We start from the raw sequence: 19,519 nt of genomic DNA, 5'->3' as shown, positions 1-19,519 counted from the left end.
ACCCAGACCTTTCAATTTATTATAGAATTGGTGACAATAATTGAGAAATACCTTCTTTAAATTTAATCCAAGTACTGCGTTGCTCGTATCTTTCTTCTGTAAGTCTAGATGACACTTTCATATCGTTAATAAATGCTTGCTTAAGGGAGCGTGCGACACTCTCATCATAAATAAAGGCATTTACTTCAAAATTCAATGTGAAACTACGATTATCCATATTAGCAGTACCTACACTTGCGAGTTCATCATCGATGACCAATACTTTAGAATGTAGGAAGCCATTCTCGTAATGATACACCTTTACGCCGGCCTCAAGTAAAGATGCGACATTTTTAAGTGTAGCCCAGTATACGAATGGATGGTCTGGCATACTTGGAATCATAATATTGACTTCCACACCACCAAGTGCAGCAATTTTAATCGAGTCTAAAAATGCTTGATCTGGTATAAAGTAGGGGGATTGAATATAAATTGATTCTTTAGCTGATGATATCATTTTTAAGTAACCGTATTTGATTTGTTCCCAATCTTCATCAGGTCCACTAGAAGCGATTTGAATGCCGATTGTTCCTCCAGAATTAACATCAGGGAAATATCGTTCTTGATAAGTTAAATTGTCTCGGGTAGATTGTGAATTCCAATCTAAAATAAATCGAAGTTGTAATGCATTTACAGCATCACCTACAATACGTAGATGCGTGTCACGCCAGTAACCAAACTTCTTAGATTTACCTAAATATTCATCACCTACATTGAAACCACCAACATAACCAATTTTACCGTCGATAATAACGATTTTTCTGTGGTTTCGGTTATTCATACGTAAATTAATTAATGGCAATTTTGATGGGAAGAATGATTCAGCATGCCCACCTTTATTTCTAAAATGTTTTAAATCCTTTTTACGTAAGTCCCTCGAACCCATATCGTCATATAGCATTTTCACTTCAATGCCTTCTTCGGCTTTCTTTTCAAGCTCACTAAGAATTTGTTTCCCAAGTCCATCACTATGAAAGATATAGTACTGAATATGTATGTAGTCTTGAGCATTACGAATATCATTAATTAAATCATCGAATTTTTGTTGACCATCAGTATAAATAGTTAAATCATTATCAGTCGTTAGAAAGGCAGCATTATTATAAAGTAACATTTGCACCATTTCTTTAAATTTAACTATTTGATGGTTACCTTTAGAGAAATCTTGTTTCTTGAGCGCTTCCAATTGCTCATCGACAATCATTTCTAAACCGACTTTATCTTCTTTATTTAATTTAAAGATTTGATCTCTTTGGATTTGACGACCTAGCAATAGATATAAAATGAACCCAATTAAAGGTAGAAATACGAGCACAAGTAACCATGCCCATATAGAATTAGCTGTACGTCTCTCCATAAAGATAATTGTAAATGCAAAGATCAAGTTTAAAATGAAAGCGCCAATTAAGATAACATTAATGATTATATTTGAATGGTGAAGCGCCATAGTAAAGACTTCTAACATATGGTACCTCCTTTGTATTTCTCATAATTTCGTTGAAGATATTCAAAAAAGTTTTAACTATACAATTATAGCATGAAGAATGTTGAATATCATAGTCGGTTTTATTTTAAAAAGTGAATGAATCAATTGACTTAATAATTATTGAATAATACGATGATGAAGAATAAAGAAACGAGGTGACGCTTGTGACTGAAAATGAAACTGCACATCACTCAGAGCAAACGAAAGCAAATTTAAAGTCACGATTAAATCGTATCGAAGGTCAAGTACGTGCAATTAATCGAATGATTGAAGACGATGTGTATTGCGATGATGTTTTAACTCAAATAAGAGCGACACGCTCTGCTTTAAACAGTGTGGCTACTAAATTGTTAGATCATCATATGAAAAGTTGTATTATGAATAAAGTGAATAATGGTGCGCAAGAAGAAGCGATGGAAGAACTATTGGTTACTTTTCAAAAATTAATTAAAGATTGATGAGGTAGAATACAATGGAAAATGGAATTGTTTATGTTGCTAATATTGAGACTATAGAGGAAGAAAACCAATTAAAGACACGTTTAGAAAATATGATTGGTGTCGAAAAAGTAGATATTGATAGTAAAGTAGGAGAAATAAAGGTATTATTTGAAACGCCTGCGAATTTAAATAGTATTGAAAAAGAAGTATATGATTTTGGCTTTCGCGTGCGTTATTAGAGTAATGTTCAATTTACTTACATATAGCATATTTATAGATTTGTAAATAATTTTTTAAAATTTAACAATTGATGTAGTAAAGTAGTATAAATTGGGGTATGATAATTTTGAAGTCAATCCAAACGAGGTGATTATAGTGAAGAATCCAGATAAGATTCAAAACGTAGTCAAATTATTGTCATCATTAGGTGTGAATATTAAAAAAACTAAATCTCGTTTAGATATTATTAATACTTTACCTACATCTAATCAAGTAAGTCATGAGTTAAAATAATTTGCTTAAATGATCAAAAGCACTCACTATGTGTGAGTGCTTTTTTTGTTTGTAAATTATGCAGTTTTAGCAGTATCTAAAGTATCAGGTTCTTGATAACGCTTAGGTTCATGATAATAAATAGATAGAATGACGCCTATGCCTGTCATTAAACTCCAAAGAGAGCTCCCACCATAACTAATAAATGGTAAAGGTATACCAGTAATTGGTAATAATTGAACCGTCATTCCAACATTTTGAAGTACATGGAAGACGATAAGAGAAACATACCCGATAATAAAGACTTTATTATATTGACTATTGATTTTGCTTGCTAATCTAATTAAATGAAACACTAAAAATAAGAATATGAGAATTAGCACAACAGACCCAATGAAGCCCATCTCTTCGCCTACAACTGAGAAGATAAAGTCTGTATGATTTTCAGGGATATAAACTTCACCGTGATTGTAACCTTTACCTATTAATTGACCAGATCCAATTGCTTTAAGTGATTCAGTTAAATGATATCCATCGCCACTACTATAAGTATAAGGATCCAACCAAGAATTAATTCGTCCCATTTGATACATCTTAATTCCTAATAGATTTTCAATTAATGTAGGTTTGAAAATGATAGCTAAAATAATACTAGCACCACCTACAATTGCTGCAATAAATATAGGTGCAAGGATTCTCCAAGTAATACCACTAACCATCATAACACCGGCGATAACTGCACAAATAACAAGCGTAGTACCGAGGTCATTTTGTAATAAAATTAATAGCATAGGAAATATTGAAACACCTATAATTTTTAAAAATAGCATTAAATCTGACTGGAACGATTTGTTAAAAGTAAATTGATTATGTCTAGAAACTGTTTTAGCTAGGGCTAAAATTAAAATAATCTTCATAAATTCTGAAGGTTGAATACTTATAGGTCCAAAGCTATACCAACTTTTCGCACCGTTGATCACAGGTGTGATGGCTGTTTCAGGTAAAATAAGCAATCCTATGAGTAAAACACAAAAAATGAAATATAAGAGATATGTATTATGTTTAATTTTCTTAGGGGAAACTATCATAATCAGAAATGCCATAATAGCTCCGAGGATGTAATAAATAATTTGTCTAATACTGAAGTTCGCACTATATTGTCCGCCACCCATTGCAGAACTAATTAGTGTTACGCTTATGATTGCTAACACAGTAATTACCAGCACTAATATCCAGTCGACTTTACGAAACCAATGTTTGCTTGGTTGTTGACGAGATGAATAATTCATTTCCTACTCCTTTATAATCATGCGCGTATTAATATGATATATGAATGATTCATTTGTAGCATAAACCATTCATGAATCTATATAAAATCATAATTTAATGGTTAATAAATAGTCTACATTGATTTTACATGACTTTTTTTAAATTTGCTAGAATATCAAAGTGGCAAGTCGACAAATTATATAGAAATAAGCTTTCTTTTCCATTCAAAGGTAGAGGAATTAAAACAGTCACTAAAAATTAGATTTATTGATGGATTATCAAATGCAATTGATTTTAGAAATATGATAATATTAAGTTTCAGAGACCGTTATGTACATTGAGCTATACATAATAAATAAAATATCACAATTATTAAACAGATAAATGGCATATAAGCCGAGTAATTGTAATGGAGGAAAACGAAATGACAAAAGAGAATATTTGTATCGTTTTTGGAGGAAAAAGTGCTGAACATGATGTTTCAATATTAACAGCACAAAACGTATTAAACGCAATTAACAAAGATCAATATCAAATAGATATTATTTATATTACAAATGATGGTGAATGGAAGAAGAAAGAAAACATCACTGATGAAATTAAATCTACTGACGAATTAGTTTTAAATAATGTTGAAGCGGGAGAAATATCACAATTATTAAGTAAAGGTAGTACTGGACGTTCTTATGATGCAGTATTCCCACTTTTACATGGACCTAATGGTGAAGACGGTACGATTCAAGGATTATTCGAAGTATTAGATATTCCATATGTAGGTAATGGTGTGTTAGCAGCTTCAAGTTCTATGGACAAATTAGTTATGAAACAATTGTTTGAACATAGAGGATTACCTCAATTACCATACATTAGTTTCTTAAGAAGTGAATATGAAAAGTATGAGAACAACATTATTAAATTAGTTAATGATAAATTAACTTACCCAGTTTTCGTGAAACCTGCTAACTTAGGTTCAAGTGTTGGTATTAGTAAATGTAATAATGAAGAAGAACTTAAATCAGGTATTGAGGAAGCTTTCCAATTTGACCGTAAACTTGTAATTGAACAAGGAATTGAAGCACGTGAAATTGAAGTGGCTGTATTGGGTAATGACTATCCTGAAACTACATGGCCTGGAGAAGTTGTTAAAGATGTGGCATTTTATGATTACAAATCTAAATATAAAGATGGTAAAGTTCAGCTTCAAATACCAGCTGATTTAGATCAAGACGTTCAAATGACATTACGTAATATGGCGTTAGAGGCTTTTAAAGCCACTGATTGTTCAGGTTTAGTACGTGCAGATTTCTTTGTTACAGAAGACAACCAAATCTATATTAATGAAACAAATGCTATGCCAGGATTTACTTCATTCAGTATGTATCCAAGCTTGTGGGAGAATATGGGATTATCATATCCAGATTTAATTGCAAAATTAATAAATCTCGCTAAAGAACGTCATGAAGATAAAAAGAAAAATAAATATAAAATTGATTAATAGAGGATTTTAAATATGATTAACGTTACATTAGAACAAATCAAACATTGGATACCTTGCGAAATTGATGAACAATATTTAAACCATTCTATCAATGGTGTAACTATTGATTCTCGTAACATTGAAAAGGATATGCTTTTTATCCCGTTCAAAGGTGAGAACGTAGATGGCCATCGATTTGTTGCACAAGCTTTAAAGGATGGTGCTGGTGCTTCATTTTCAGAAAAGGGAACTGAGTTAAGCGAGCATATCGAAGGTCCAATTATTTGGGTTGAAGATACACTTAAAGCATTACAAGACTTAGCCAAAGCATATCTTAAATATGTGAACCCTAAAGTGATTGCAGTAACTGGATCAAACGGTAAAACGACTACAAAAGATATGATTGAGAGTGTTTTAACGACAGAATTTAAAGTAAAGAAAACACAAGGTAACTATAATAATGAGATTGGAATGCCTTTAACAATATTAGACTTAGATGAAGATACAGAAATTTCTATTCTTGAAATGGGCATGTCTGGCTTCCATGAGATAGAGTTATTATCTTCAATTGCTCAACCGGATATTGCAGTCATCACAAATATTGGTGAATCACATATGCAAGATTTAGGTTCAAGAGAGGGTATTGCTAAAGCCAAGTCTGAAATTACTATTGGTCTTAAAGAGAATGGGACATTCATATACGACGGTGATGAACCATTACTAAAACCGCATCTCGAACAATTAAATAAAGCAAAATTAATAAGTGTAGGTTTAGGTAATAGTAATACGCTCGTATGTCATGTTGATGATATAGAAACAGAAGGTATCGCTTTTACAATAAATGATAAAGAAAGCTTTACACTACCTATCCTAGGTACGCACAATATGAAAAATGCGACGATAGCCATTGCGATAGGACATGAACTTGGTTTGTCATATGAAACAATAAAAGACAATATTAATCATGTTAAGTTAACAGGTATGCGTATGGAGCGTCACCAGACTACTAATAACGTAACTGTCATTAATGATGCTTATAATGCAAGTCCGACAAGTATGAAAGCTGCCATCGATACGCTAAGTAGTATGGAAGGGCGAAAAATCCTTATTCTAGCAGATGTATTAGAGCTAGGTGAAAATAGTCAATCTATGCACGAAGAAGTCGGGGCTTATCTCAATAATAAAGCAATTGATGTATTATACACTTATGGTGATGAAGCACGATTTATTTTTAACACAGGTCAAAATGAAGTGCCTACTGCACAACACTTTGATGATAAAAGTGAACTGATTAAAGAATTGAAGACTATTGTGAAAGAAAACGATAAAATATTGGTTAAAGGTTCACGAGGTATGAAACTTGAAGAAGTAGTCGAAGCATTAATTTAATATTTTAAAGTAAATGAACATGCATATTTCAATATTCTCGATCTAAACGTTGATGAGTAAGTTGAAATGCATGTTTTTTTGCGTTGAAAATGATTTAAAAATTTTAACCGCTTACATCATGTGATGCGCTATCTTTTTTAAGAGTAATAAATTTAAAATTTAAGAGTAAAACAAAGAAAGTAAGTAACTGCTTTATTGCTATAATATTTTTAAGGTGGTACTATATAGAAGTTGATGAAACAAAAGTGAACATATATGCAAAAACGTATATTAAGAAATAAACACTTAAAAAGGAGAATTATTTTGCAAAATTTTAAAGAATTAGGGATCTCGGATAGAACGGTTCAAACACTGGAATCTATGGGATTTAAAGAACCTACACCTATCCAAAAAGACAGTATCCCTTATGCGTTAGAAGGAGACGACATCCTTGGTCAAGCCCAAACAGGTACGGGGAAAACAGGGGCTTTTGGTATTCCTTTAATTGAAAAAGTTGTAGGCCAACAAGGCGTACAATCACTCATTTTAGCGCCAACAAGAGAACTTGCTATGCAAGTTGCGGAACAATTAAGAGAGTTTAGTAAAGGCCAAAATGTTCAAGTCGTTACGGTCTTCGGTGGAATGCCGATTGAACGACAAATAAAAGCACTTAAAAGAGGACCACAAATCGTAGTAGGAACTCCAGGACGTGTAATTGATCACCTAAATCGTCGTACTTTAAAAACTAATGGTATTCATACATTAATTTTAGATGAAGCTGACGAAATGATGAATATGGGATTCATCGACGATATGAGATTTATTATGGACAAAATTCCATCTGACCAGCGTCAAACAATGTTATTCTCAGCGACTATGCCTAAAGCAATTCAAGACTTAGTTCAACAATTTATGAAGACGCCTAAAATCATTAAAACAATGAATAATGAAATGTCAGATCCACAAATAGATGAATACTATACTATTGTTAAAGAATTAGAGAAATTTGATACATTTACAAATTTCCTTGATGTGCATCAACCAGATTTAGCGATTGTATTTGGACGTACGAAACGTCGTGTTGATGAATTAACTAGTGCGCTATTATCTAAAGGTTATAAAGCAGAAGGCTTGCATGGTGATATTACTCAAGCTAAACGTTTAGAAGTCTTGAAGAAATTCAAAAATGACCAAATTGACATTTTAGTTGCCACTGACGTAGCAGCTAGAGGTTTGGATATTTCAGGTGTAAGTCACGTTTATAACTTTGATATCCCTCAAGATACAGAAAGCTATACTCATCGTATAGGTCGAACAGGACGTGCAGGTAAAGAAGGTATCGCGGTAACATTTGTAAATCCAATTGAAATGGATTATATACGTCAAATTGAAGATGTCAATGGACGTCGAATGAACGCTTTAAGACCACCACATCGTAAAGAAGTACTTAAAGCTCGTGAAGACGATATTAAAGAAAAAGTTCAAAACTGGATGTCTAAAGACAGTGAACCTCGTTTACAACGCATTTCAAGTGAATTACTTGAAGAATATGACAGCACTGAGTTAGTTGCATCATTGCTACAAGAATTAGTAGAAGCAAACGATGAAGTTGAAGTACAGTTAACGTTTGAGAAACCATTAGCACGTAAGAATCGCAATAGTAGAGGTGGCGGTTCAAGAAGAGGTAACAATAACAAACGTGGCAATGGCAAATTTGATAATAAAAATAGACGTTCAAAAGGGTCTAAAGGTCATTCAAATAAAAAGAAAAATAATAAAAAATTCGAACGTCGTGATAAACAAAATAAAGGTTCAAACCAATCAATGAGAGGCCGTACATTTGCCGATCATCAAAAATAATCGATGATGTTATTAACCAGTTAAGTCTATTGACTTAGCTGGTTTTTTTAGATTTAAAGCTTTATTTAGACCTATCACACTCTATGCTATAATGTGAGTAAATTAATTAAAGGAGCTTTAATATGAATCTTGATAGTACGTTTCATCGCAGTCCTAAAAATGCATTAAAGTACTATTACATCACTAGTTTTATTGGTTTAATTGTAGTACTAGTGATTTTGAGCATATTATATTATTGTTGGTCTACTTATAATTGGTGGAACTTTATTCTATACATACTTATTACAGTTGCGGTGATTTCAGTTATAAACTTTATTGTTGGGCCATTTCTGAGATATAAATACCATTTTTATAAATTTGAAGGCGATTCAATTATTTTGAAGCAAGCTTTTTTCTTTAAAAAGGAAGAACTAAGTAAGATAGAGAGGTTGCAATATATTACAGTCAGTACAAATCCGCTAGCAAAAATATTTAAAATAAATACAATTGAATTGGTTACAGCAGGTCATGAAATTTCACTGCCGATGGTTTCAGAAAAAGAGGCAGACGTAATAGAGCATCAAGCATTAAATAGATTGAGAGGTGTAGATGACGATGTATAATCCACAAAAGCTACATCCGGTCTCATATGTAACGAGTCTAATTAATGTTATTAAAAATAATTTTATTGTAATTATTATTTTCCTGTTTAATATTAAAGATTTTAAATATGATGATTTCTATTCATACTTATGGCCAGGTATCATGACATTAATATTTTTAATAACTTTCTTTTATAATATTTTCAAAGTTTATAATACTAGATATTGGATTGAAAATAATCATTTCATTCTTACAACAGGTGTATTAAATAAAGAGCGAAAAGAACTCAATATTAGTAGAATTCAATCAGTTGATACCACTGAAGGTTTTGTGAATCAAATAGTAGGTGGCGTAGAACTTATTATTAAAACTCCAAGTGACGGTATTGAACTAAGTACAATATCAAAGAAGCAAAGTGTATCGATTGAAAGTGAGATTAAGAACATACAACAACAATTGAACGCAACGCATCAAGCTGAAGTGAATGTTGATTTTGAAAAGGATGAAGACGAGGATAATGAATCCTTAAAAAATGTACCTACTAAATCAATTTTTAAAATGCCATTTAAACAATTATTATTTATGGCAATGACTAGTGGTGCGATTGGTATTACATTAATAACATTGTCTCCAATTGTGGGAAGTTTCTCGGACATTATACCTTGGGAAAAATTAGGTGGGGAACTCTCATATGTCTTAAAATCTACTTTCTTCATAATAATTGCTATAGTGGTTGTCGTTTTAATAATGAGCTATATCATCGGTACGTGTCTCGCATTCATAAGATACTATGGATATAAAGTAACGCAACAAGGTCATCAACTTAAAATTCAATATGGCTTATTTACAAAAAAGAATGTCACTGTACCAACAAATCGACTTCAAGGTGTACTTGAACATCAATCATATCTAAGAAGATTATTTGGTTATACTTCTATTCATTTTTATATTACTAGTGACGTTGTTACTTCTGCAGAGACGAGTGATGTTAATGGACGTATAATGATTTTACCTTTTATTAAACGGCAACAAGCTTATGAAGTGATTCAATCATTGGTACCAGAAATGCGTTTTAATACAGCCCATACTGGCATGCCACTAAGAGGTTTTCATCGACATTTTCTTATACCATCACTTATCCTTATTATTGCTAGTTTTATTGGAGGGTATTTCTGGTCTACGTGGTCGTTTGTTATTGCGGGGTTATTAATCATTTTATTAATAATAAGGGCCATATTATATGTGCGATATAGTGGTTATTACCTTGAAAATGAAGAAATTGTTGTCCAAAAAGCATCATTACTTAATATGAAAAGATTCTACTTCAAACTCAATAAAGTCATAGGTATGGAAATTAGACAGCATCCTTTATTAGAAAGAAAGCATTTGGCCAATTTTAAATTTATAATCGCCAAAGGTTTTGAAAATAAAAAAATAGGTCTTAAATACACAGATGTTTCTAAAGTTAATGAATTTAAAGAGTGGTACATGAGAGGTGATACTCATGAGTAATTATAACTATATGAATAAAAAGGGTTTAAAAGCAATGCGAATGAATGCTTTGCTATGGATAACAATCTTTACTATTGCATTAATCGTATTTACCATCTTTAATGTGTTGAAATTTCATTGGATAGATAATCGTTCACTCATCATTGCTGAAATAGTTGGAGTCGTTATTTTAGGAGTCTTTTTTATATTTGTAATGCCCATATTTCGATATAAAAATTTTAGATACGCAATTGAAGAAGATGAAGTACATGTTAGAAGAGGCATTATTTTCATAAAGACAAATATCATTCCCTACTTTAGAATTCAGAACATCGATATTAATGAGGGTTTTATAATGAGAAGATATCAACTAGCTACTCTCACGCTATCAACAGCTGGTGGTAATAGTGAAATTGAATTGATAGATAAAAATGAAGCTCAAAAATTAAAGTTATTAATTAAACAAAATAAAACTAGAGATGCGCATGATATGTTAAACGGCGATGATGAATAAGATACTATGAATAGAAACTATATTGAAAGTGATTAAAGAGGCGAAGTTATGATACATGGAATAGGTATAGATTTGATAGAAATTGAGCGTATTAGAAAGGTGTTATATAAACAACCTAAATTAGTTGACCGAGTATTAACTGAAAATGAAAAGCTAAAGTTTGAAAAATTCACTCATGAAAAGCGTAAGATTGAATTTTTAGCAGGTCGTTTTGCTGTTAAAGAAGCTTTTAGTAAAGCATTGGGTACAGGGTTAGGTCAGACGATATCTTTTAAAGATATCAATTGCTATAACGATGAATTAGGTAAGCCATGTATCGACTATGATGGATTTAGAGCTCATGTAAGCATTACCCATACAGATAATTATGCAATGAGTCAAGTTACCTTAGAAAAATTAGAATAAAGGCGTTATATAATAAATGTATTAATATTTTAGTATTAAGCGAGTAGTTTCAAGGAGGACCTTTTCATGTCGGAAAAATTCTATAGATCAACCTATTTAAATGTTAATTTAGATGCAATATTAAACAATTATCAAACATTCAATCAGTTACATCATAACAAGACTGTTATATCAGTCATTAAAGCTAATAGTTATGGATTAGGTAGTGTAAAAGTAGCACATCACCTAATGGAACATGGGGCTTCGTTTTTCGCAGTTGCAACACTTGATGAAGCAATCGAATTAAGAATGCATGGAATTGATGCAAAACTACTAGTCTTAGGTGTCATTCCAACTAAAGACATAAGTAAAGCTATTCAACATCGTGTAGCTCTTACTGTACCTTCAAAAGCTTGGCTTAAAGAAGCTATTAGAAATATACCTGAAAAAAATGAGAAAAAACTTTGGTTACATGCCAAAATAGATTCTGGTATGGGTCGATTAGGTATGAAAGATGTTGAAGAGTATAAAGATGTTGTTGATATAATTAATAAAAAAGATGATCTTGTATTTGAAGGCGTGTTTACACATTTCGCTAGCGCAGATGAACCAGGGGATTCTATGAATGAACAGTATGAATTTTTTAAAGATATTGTTAATCAAGTTGAAAAACCAAATTACATTCATTCACAAAACTCTGCAGCTTCTTTATTAATGGATGGACAATTTTGTAATGCGATAAGATTAGGTATCTCATTATATGGGTATTATCCTTCACAATATGTTAGGGATAATGTCAAAGTACATCTTCGACCAAGTGCTCAACTCGTTACTGAAATAGTACAAGTGAAATCTCTTAAAGTTGGCGAAACTGTGAGCTATGGACGAACTTTTACAGCTGAAAAAGAAATGAAAATTGCTATACTACCAGTTGGATATGCCGATGGTTATTTAAGAGCTATGCAAGGTGCTTATGTGAATGTTAATGGCCATCAATGTGAAGTGGTAGGTCGGGTTTGTATGGATCAGACCATAGTGAGCGTGCCTGATGATGTGAAGATGGGAGACAAAGTGATATTGATGGATAATCATATAGATTCACCACAGTCCGTTGAGTCTCTAGCTGAAAAGCAACATACAATCAATTATGAAGTATTGTGTAACTTATCAAAACGTTTACCAAGAATCTATCACCATAATGAAGAACAAGTGGTTACGAACGATTTGTTAAAATAGTATAGTCACTGCGTTAAAAATTTGTTATTATAAACATAAATTAAAGGTTAAATAACAACTTTTTTGGAATCAGATGGAGGTTCTTCATATGTTATCTTTTAATCAATCTAGGAGTCACAGTCTTGAACAATCATTAAAAGAAGGCTATGCACAAATGGCCGATTTAAACCTCTCCCTAGCAACGGAAGCTTTTCCCATCGAATGTGAAGCTTGCGATTGTAATGAAACATATCTTACTTCTAACTCTAAGAATGAATGATTAGAAGAGGCGATGTTTACTTAGCTGATTTATCACCAGTTCAAGGGTCTGAACAAGGGGGAGTAAGACCTGTTGTAATTATACAAAATGATACTGGTAATAAATATAGTCCAACTGTCATAGTTGCTGCTATTACAGGTAGGATTAATAAAGCGAAGATACCAACCCATGTAGAAATTGAAAAGAAAAAATATAAGTTAGATAAAGACTCTGTTATCTTACTTGAACAAATTAGAACACTAGATAAAAAACGTTTAAAAGAGAAGTTGACCTATTTGTCTGAAAGTAAGATGAAGGAAGTTGACAACGCCCTAGATATCAGTCTAGGATTACATAATTTTGACCATCAATGATTATAGCGTTTTATATGTAGTTAACATAAATAAAATAATGAATTTAAAGACAATAACTTTATAATAATTATAACTCTTAATTAACTAGGTAACTTTAGACCGATTGCTTACATCAAGAATTTTTGCAAATCAAGACTAGTGCTACCTCTCATTAGTTAAATAGCATATAATTATAGTTATTATGTAAATACATTTATTATAAAAGAATGTCTTGAGTTTTTCGGCTTTAGGTATTCCAATCCTAAAGTCTTTTTTAGATATTAAGAAACTGTGGCTTTTTAGTTATTTGCTATTCATTTTATAGATAAAAAAGAATTCCAAAAAGTACCAGATTAAAAGCATATGGAATTGTGAATTGGAAGTAAGGAGGCACATCTTGTGGAAGAATTTAAGAAAGATTATATGGAACTTGTAAAAGAAAGTTTAACTACTGAAAACCGAACGCAACTTATAAAAAAGTGCGAAGAATTTACAAATGAAGTAATTAAAAAGGATTTACTGCCAGAAGATATTGTAGAAATTCATAAATCATATATTAACCAATTAGATTTAGAAGAAAAAGAAATACTCGGTACATTAGATGTCCTTCAAGACGTAGTAAAAGGATTCGGTTATAGTTATAGAGATTATCAAAGATTAGTTAATAAATTACAAGTTCACGACAAAGAAATTGATTTGGCTTCTAGACTTCAGCAAACTATGCTTAAAACAGATATACCTCAATTCGATAGTATACAAATCGGTGTAATTTCCGTAGCGGCTCAAAAGGTAAGTGGCGATTATTTTAATTTAATTGATCATAAAGACGGGACTATGAGTTTCGCTGTTGCGGACGTTATCGGTAAAGGTATACCTGCTGCTTTAGCTATGAGTATGATTAAATTTGGAATGGATTCATATGGTCACTCTCAATTGCCTAGTGATGGATTAAAGCGTCTTAACCGAGTTGTCGAAAAAAACGTCAACCAAAATATGTTTGTAACGATGTTTTATGGCTTGTATGAAGAAATGAATCATCTTTTATATTGTAGTTCTGCAGGGCATGAGCCTGGTTATATTTATCGAGCTGAAACAGAACAATTTGAAGAGATTGACGTTCGTGGGCGTGTGCTTGGAGTAAGTCAGAAAACTCGATATAATCAACAAGAGATACCTATTTATCTCGAAGATTTAATAATTATCTTTACTGATGGTGTAACTGAGGCACGAAATAGAGAAGGTGAATTTATCGATAAAGATAAATTGTTAAATTTAATACAAAAATATAAACATATGCATCCACAAGATATAGTTCAAATTATTTATGAAGGAATTTTAAAAGTTCAAAATCCTAGTAGAAAAGACGATATGACAATTTTAATTATAAAAAGAGTAAATTAATTTAACTAATTTAGATTAAAGTTTCAAGTCATAGGGTATACATATTTTTGAACACAAATGTAGAAATGAAGCAGATTTGATAAAGACTAGGAGTGTATCGAATGAATCTTAATATAGAAACTGTAACTCATGACGATTATTATGAAGTTAAAGTTGGCGGAGAATTAGATGTATATACAGTACCTGAATTAGAAGAGGTACTTGTACCAATGCGACAAGAAGGGACTCATGACATTCATGTTAATTTAGCTAACGTAAGTTACATGGACTCTACAGGATTAGGTTTATTTGTAGGAACGTTAAAAGCATTAAACCAAAATGATAAAGATTTATATATATTAGGTGTTTCTGATCGAATCAGTAGATTATTTGATATTACCGGTTTGAAAGATTTAATGCATGTTAATGAAGGAACGGAGGTTGAATAACATGCAATCAAGACAAGATTACATTGAAATGCGGTTACCAGCCTCTGCGGAATACGTAAGTTTAATACGTTTAACATTATCTGGTGTATTCTCAAGAGCTGGAGCATCTTATGACGATATTGAAGATTCTAAAATTGCTGTAAGTGAGGCAGTGACTAACGCTGTAAAACATGCTTATAAACAAAATACTGAAACCGGTATGATTAATTTATGTTTTGAGATATTTGATGATAAAATAAAAATAGTTATTTCAGATCAAGGTGAAAGCTTTGATTATGAAACAACAAAATCAAAATTAGGTCCTTACGACGATAACGAAAACATTGATTTTCTTCGCGAAGGCGGCTTAGGATTATTCCTTATTGAATCATTAATGGACGAAGTGAAGGTCTATAAAGAATCTGGTGTTACAATCAGTATGATTAAGTATATTAAAAAAGAGCAGGTGCGAAATAATGGCGAAAGAGTCGAAATCAGCTAATGATGTATCACCTGAACAAATTAACCAATGGATTAAAGAGCACCAAGAAAATGAAAATAGCCAAGCTCAAGATAAATTAGTTACGCATTACCGCAAACTAATAGAATCTTTAGCATATAAATATTCAAAAGGGCAATCACATCATGAAGATTTAGTTCAAGTTGGTATGGTTGGTTTAATAGGGGCCATCAATAGATTTGATTTGTCATTTGATCGAAAATTTGAAGCATTCCTAGTTCCAACCGTAATTGGTGAAATAAAAAGGTATTTAAGAGATAAAACATGGAGTGTTCATGTACCAAGACGTATTAAAGAAATTGGTCCAAGAATTAAAAAGATAAGTGACGAACTTACAAATGAGCTTGAGCGTTCACCATCCATCAGTGAAATTGCTCAACGACTTGAAGTTTCGGATGAAGAAGTCTTGGAAGCGATGGAGATGGGTCAAAGTTATAATGCGCTTAGTGTCGATCATTCTATTGAAGCAGATAAAGACGGATCAACTGTCACTCTATTAGATATTATGGGTCAACAAGATGATAATTATGATTTAACTGAAAAGAGAATGATTCTAGAACGTATTTTACCTATATTATCTGATAGAGAAAGACAAATTATTCAATGTACATTTATAGAAGGTTTAAGCCAAAAGGAAACAGGCGAACGTATTGGCTTAAGTCAAATGCATGTCTCTCGCTTGCAACGTACTGCAATCAAAAAGTTGCAAGAAGCAGCTAAACAATAAATATAAAAAGAAGTTCATTGACTGAGTTAATGAACTTCTTTTTATATGTTAGAATTTTTAACTTTAAAAAAGATTAAAGCATTCTAAATTATATCTAGGAAGAATATAGTTATAAAATTATGTTAAACTAGTGAAGAAATTTTTAAAGAAAAGCGTGGTAGAACAATGGACAAAAATTTAATTCAAACAATCGTTGAAAAGTATTCTTTTTCAGAGAAACAAATTAAATCAGTTCTTGAACTCTTAGAAGATAACAACACTGTGCCATTTATTGCAAGATATCGTAAAGAGGCAACTGGTGGTCTAGATGAAGTTGAAATTAAGCAAATTGATGATGAATATAGATATATGGAAAATCTTCAAAAAAGAAAAGATGAAGTGATACATAGTATTGAACAACAAGGCATGCTAACTGAAGACTTAAAAAAAGATATTATTAAACAGACAAAACTACAAAGAGTTGAAGATTTATACCGTCCTTATAAACAGAAAAAGAAAACACGTGCTACTGAAGCTAAAAGAAAAGGGTTGGAGCCTTTAGCAAAATGGTTACTTCAGAAGAATTTAGATAAGAATGTTGATGAAAAAGCACAAGAATTCATAAATGAAGAAGTTTCTACAGTAGAAGATGCTATTAAAGGGGCACAGGATATTATTGCTGAACAAGTTTCAGATGACCCTAAATATCGTTCAAGACTTTTAAAAGATGTATATCATCAAGGTCAAATTGTGTCTGCTAAGAAGAAAAAAGCAGAAGATGAAAAAGAAATCTTCTCAATGTATTATGATTATTCTGAACCAGTAAAGCGTGTTGCAAATCATAGAATTTTAGCTATGAATCGTGGGGAGAAAGAAAAAGTATTAAACGTTAAAATAGAATTTGACACATCAAGAATTAAAAAAGACATTGAACGACAATTAATTCAAGTAAATAATGAAGCAAGTCCTTATATTGCAGAGGCTATTGAAGATAGTCTTAAACGATTAATTATGCCTTCGATTGAAAGAGAAGTTCGAGGAGATTTAACTCAGAAAGCAGAAACACATGCCATCGATGTTTTTAGTGAGAACTTAAGAAACTTACTTTTACAACCACCTATGAAAGGAAAACAAATTCTCGGTGTGGACCCGGCATTTAGAACGGGATGTAAGTTAGCAGTTATTAATCCTTTTGGAACGTTTATTGCTAAAAGCGTCATTTATCCTCATCCTCCAAAATCTAAAATCGAAGCTTCTGAAAAAGAACTGGTCAACATGATTAAAGATTATCAAATTGAATTACTAGCGATTGGAAATGGAACAGCTAGCCGTGAAACTGAACAATTTGTAGCAAATGTAATTAAAAAATATAAATTAGATGCTCAATTCATCATTGTCAATGAAGCGGGAGCCTCTGTGTATTCTGCTTCAGAAATTGCCAGACAAGAGTTTCCAGATTTTCAAGTTGAAGAACGAAGCGCTGTATCTATAGGTAGAAGAGTTCAAGATCCATTAAGCGAATTAGTTAAAATAGATCCAAAATCTATTGGGGTAGGGCAATATCAACATGATGTAAATCAGAAAGAATTAAGCAATGCGCTTACTTTCGTAGTTGAAACTGCAGTTAACCAAGTAGGCGTAGATGTAAATACAGCTTCAAAATCTTTACTTCAATGTGTTTCAGGACTATCTTCAACTATTGCGCAAAATATTATTGATTATAGAGAAGAAAATGGACCTATTAAACATAATAAAGAAATTAGTAAAATTAAACGGTTGGGTTCTAAAACTTTTGAACAAAGTATAGGCTTTTTACGTATCGTTGATGGCTCAGAACCATTAGATAATACTGCGATTCACCCTGAGAGTTATGAAGTGACTTATGAAATATTAGAGCAACTAGGTTTAGGCGCTAATGATATAGGTACGGATCAATTAAAATCAACATTAAGTGATGTGAATATTGAAGGGCTTGCGAAACAATTGAATATTGGTGAACCCACTCTAGAAGATATTATCAAATCACTTATTGCGCCTAATAGAGATCCAAGAGATGAATTTGAGACACCAATCCTTAAATCTGATGTATTATCCATTGAAGATTTAAATGAAGGCATGAAATTAAATGGTACTGTTAGAAATGTAGTAGATTTTGGTGCATTTATTGATATAGGTGTTAAACAAGATGGATTAGTCCATGTTTCTAAACTTTCTAAGAAATTTGTAAAGAATCCTATGGATATTGTAAGTGTGGGAGATATTGTGGATGTTTGGATTCTGGATATCGATGAAAATAAAGGCAAAGTATCTTTAACGATGATTGATCCAAATGAATAATATTGAACTTCAAAGATTAACTGAAAACTTGGCCATCAAATACTTTGGAGTACCTTTCAAACATAAGGCTTATTTTAATCAACGATTACGTACTACAGGTGGAAGATATTTGTTAAAAAGCCACAATATAGAAATAAACCCTAAACAATTAAAGCATTTTGGAGAAGATGCAATAGTTCAAATAGTTAAACATGAACTTTGTCATTATTTTCTTCATCTTGCTGGTAAAGGGTATCAACACAGAGATACAGATTTCAAAGCTTTAAGCGCTAAAGTAGGTGCACCAAGGTTTTGCAATCCGACTGAAACATATGAAAGTCGAGCTAATTACAAATATCAATGTGTTAGTTGTAAAGCTAATTATTTACGTATTAAAAGAGTGAACACTCAAATAATGAGATGCGGGCATTGCGGTGGCAAACTTAAATTAGTTAAAGTTTTTGAGAAATAGAAAAAATATAAATATATATTTAGTAAAAGGGTTGTTAAAAGCAGATGCTGTTTTCTAACAACCTTTTTTATAATTGATATAAATTTTGTTGTGAAAAACATTGACAATAATTATTACATGATATATTATAGATATCGTTGTCTTAACAAGGAAAGTAAAACAAACCTTAATTAACAATATTAATTTTAAGTTAATTTTGTGTTGACAAAATGTAACCGACAATTTACAATGGTTATTGTTCTCGATAATTAAAAGTTTAATTATGCGTTTTGCCAGCGGTCGTGGCGGAATGGCAGACGCGCTAGGTTGAGGGCCTAGTGGGAGTTAATCCCGTGGAGGTTCAAGTCCTCTCGGCCGCACCAAATCATATATTTAATACTACATGCGGGTGTAGTTTAATGGCAAAACCTCAGCCTTCCAAGCTGATGTTGTGGGTTCGATTCCCATCACCCGCTCCATTTAATATTT

21 protein-coding genes and 2 tRNA genes are annotated in these 19,519 nt (G+C 31.9%); 21 read left to right on the top strand and 2 right to left on the bottom strand.

The genetic code is table 11. The features are described 5' to 3' along the window. Nucleotides 1-19 precede the first annotated feature (19 nt). On the bottom strand, nucleotides 20-1,504 hold the full coding sequence (cls, locus tag CM54_RS11200) for a cardiolipin synthase (RefSeq protein ID WP_002435854.1): 1,485 nt from the start codon (nucleotides 1,502-1,504) through the stop codon (nucleotides 20-22). Nucleotides 1,505-1,689: 185 nt separating this feature from the next. Between cls and csoR the strand changes: the two genes are divergently transcribed. From csoR to CM54_RS12675, 3 genes are all read left to right on the top strand, one after another. After that, nucleotides 1,690-1,983 (top strand): copper-sensing transcriptional repressor CsoR, encoded by a 294-nt coding sequence (gene csoR / locus CM54_RS11195; RefSeq protein WP_002435858.1) that lies wholly within the window; start codon nucleotides 1,690-1,692, stop codon nucleotides 1,981-1,983. Between the two features lie 14 nt (nucleotides 1,984-1,997). Continuing rightward, nucleotides 1,998-2,204 carry a putative copper chaperone CsoZ gene (gene csoZ / locus CM54_RS11190; protein WP_037551250.1) on the top strand — a complete coding sequence of 69 codons (207 nt, stop codon included), beginning with the start codon at nucleotides 1,998-2,000 and terminating at the stop codon, nucleotides 2,202-2,204. Nucleotides 2,205-2,340: 136 nt separating this feature from the next. Beyond that, nucleotides 2,341-2,478 (top strand): Lmo0850 family protein, encoded by a 138-nt coding sequence (locus CM54_RS12675; RefSeq protein WP_002435861.1) that lies wholly within the window; start codon nucleotides 2,341-2,343, stop codon nucleotides 2,476-2,478. Between the two features lie 56 nt (nucleotides 2,479-2,534). Here CM54_RS12675 and CM54_RS11185 read toward each other — a convergent pair whose 3' ends face one another. After that, nucleotides 2,535-3,746, bottom strand: a complete 1,212-nt coding sequence (locus CM54_RS11185) for an FtsW/RodA/SpoVE family cell cycle protein (protein ID WP_037551248.1) — start codon at nucleotides 3,744-3,746, stop codon at nucleotides 2,535-2,537. A gap of 404 nt (nucleotides 3,747-4,150) precedes the next feature. On the opposite strand from CM54_RS11185, the gene CM54_RS11180 reads away from it, so the two are divergent. The 18 genes from CM54_RS11180 to CM54_RS11095 all read left to right on the top strand — a co-directional run bounded on the left by CM54_RS11180 (nucleotide 4,151) and on the right by CM54_RS11095 (nucleotide 19,509). After that, entirely contained in the window at nucleotides 4,151-5,221 is a 1,071-nt protein-coding gene (locus CM54_RS11180) for a D-alanine--D-alanine ligase (protein WP_002435813.1), read from the top strand. A gap of 15 nt (nucleotides 5,222-5,236) precedes the next feature. Then, a complete protein-coding gene (locus tag CM54_RS11175; protein WP_037551246.1) occupies nucleotides 5,237-6,592 on the top strand; it encodes a UDP-N-acetylmuramoyl-tripeptide--D-alanyl-D-alanine ligase in 1,356 nt (451 codons plus the stop codon). A gap of 303 nt (nucleotides 6,593-6,895) precedes the next feature. Then, nucleotides 6,896-8,431 (top strand): degradosome RNA helicase CshA, encoded by a 1,536-nt coding sequence (gene cshA, locus CM54_RS11170; protein WP_002435499.1) that lies wholly within the window; start codon nucleotides 6,896-6,898, stop codon nucleotides 8,429-8,431. A gap of 122 nt (nucleotides 8,432-8,553) precedes the next feature. After that, complete coding sequence (locus CM54_RS11165; protein ID WP_037551244.1) at nucleotides 8,554-9,033, top strand: PH domain-containing protein; 480 nt, start codon at nucleotides 8,554-8,556, stop codon at nucleotides 9,031-9,033. Continuing rightward, nucleotides 9,026-10,525, top strand: a complete 1,500-nt coding sequence (locus tag CM54_RS11160) for a PH domain-containing protein (RefSeq protein WP_037551242.1) — start codon at nucleotides 9,026-9,028, stop codon at nucleotides 10,523-10,525. The genes CM54_RS11165 and CM54_RS11160 overlap by 8 nt, the downstream gene beginning before the upstream one ends. Then, nucleotides 10,518-11,018, top strand: a complete 501-nt coding sequence (locus tag CM54_RS11155; RefSeq protein WP_037551240.1) for a PH domain-containing protein — start codon at nucleotides 10,518-10,520, stop codon at nucleotides 11,016-11,018. Before CM54_RS11160 ends, CM54_RS11155 begins: the two co-directional genes overlap by 8 nt. A 48-nt stretch (nucleotides 11,019-11,066) precedes the next feature. Further along, a complete protein-coding gene (gene acpS, locus CM54_RS11150; protein ID WP_002435510.1) occupies nucleotides 11,067-11,423 on the top strand; it encodes a holo-ACP synthase in 357 nt (118 codons plus the stop codon). Between the two features lie 66 nt (nucleotides 11,424-11,489). Continuing rightward, nucleotides 11,490-12,638: an alanine racemase gene (gene alr, locus CM54_RS11145; protein WP_037551238.1), complete on the top strand. Its 1,149-nt coding sequence runs from the start codon at nucleotides 11,490-11,492 to the stop codon at nucleotides 12,636-12,638. Nucleotides 12,639-12,726: 88 nt separating this feature from the next. After that, nucleotides 12,727-12,897: a type II toxin-antitoxin system antitoxin MazE gene (mazE, locus tag CM54_RS11140; protein ID WP_002435513.1), complete on the top strand. Its 171-nt coding sequence runs from the start codon at nucleotides 12,727-12,729 to the stop codon at nucleotides 12,895-12,897. Further along, nucleotides 12,894-13,250 (top strand): type II toxin-antitoxin system PemK/MazF family toxin, encoded by a 357-nt coding sequence (locus CM54_RS11135; RefSeq protein WP_002435799.1) that lies wholly within the window; start codon nucleotides 12,894-12,896, stop codon nucleotides 13,248-13,250. Before mazE ends, CM54_RS11135 begins: the two co-directional genes overlap by 4 nt. A gap of 402 nt (nucleotides 13,251-13,652) precedes the next feature. After that, nucleotides 13,653-14,630, top strand: a complete 978-nt coding sequence (locus tag CM54_RS11130; RefSeq protein ID WP_443027721.1) for a SpoIIE family protein phosphatase — start codon at nucleotides 13,653-13,655, stop codon at nucleotides 14,628-14,630. A 101-nt stretch (nucleotides 14,631-14,731) separates the two neighbouring features. Next, complete coding sequence (locus tag CM54_RS11125) at nucleotides 14,732-15,058, top strand: anti-sigma factor antagonist (protein ID WP_002435753.1); 327 nt, start codon at nucleotides 14,732-14,734, stop codon at nucleotides 15,056-15,058. Between the two features lies 1 nt (nucleotide 15,059). Beyond that, a complete protein-coding gene (gene rsbW / locus CM54_RS11120) occupies nucleotides 15,060-15,539 on the top strand; it encodes an anti-sigma B factor RsbW (RefSeq protein ID WP_002435518.1) in 480 nt (159 codons plus the stop codon). Further along, nucleotides 15,514-16,284, top strand: a complete 771-nt coding sequence (sigB, locus tag CM54_RS11115; RefSeq protein ID WP_002435824.1) for an RNA polymerase sigma factor SigB — start codon at nucleotides 15,514-15,516, stop codon at nucleotides 16,282-16,284. The genes rsbW and sigB overlap by 26 nt, the downstream gene beginning before the upstream one ends. 165 nt (nucleotides 16,285-16,449) lie before the next feature. After that, complete coding sequence (locus tag CM54_RS11110) at nucleotides 16,450-18,600, top strand: Tex family protein (protein WP_037551232.1); 2,151 nt, start codon at nucleotides 16,450-16,452, stop codon at nucleotides 18,598-18,600. Then, complete coding sequence (locus tag CM54_RS11105; RefSeq protein ID WP_037551231.1) at nucleotides 18,593-19,051, top strand: SprT family protein; 459 nt, start codon at nucleotides 18,593-18,595, stop codon at nucleotides 19,049-19,051. Before CM54_RS11110 ends, CM54_RS11105 begins: the two co-directional genes overlap by 8 nt. Before the next feature lie 275 nt (nucleotides 19,052-19,326). Continuing rightward, nucleotides 19,327-19,413: transfer RNA gene (locus CM54_RS11100), tRNA-Leu, on the top strand. Nucleotides 19,414-19,435: 22 nt separating this feature from the next. After that, nucleotides 19,436-19,509: transfer RNA gene (locus CM54_RS11095), tRNA-Gly, on the top strand. Nucleotides 19,510-19,519: the final 10 nt, after the last annotated feature.

It is taken from the genome of Staphylococcus sp. TE8, from assembly GCF_000692055.1.
In the GTDB taxonomy this organism is placed as follows: domain Bacteria; phylum Bacillota; class Bacilli; order Staphylococcales; family Staphylococcaceae; genus Staphylococcus; species Staphylococcus capitis.
Note: the sequence above shows the minus strand (reverse complement) of the source record. Positions and strands in the feature narration are given on the sequence as shown.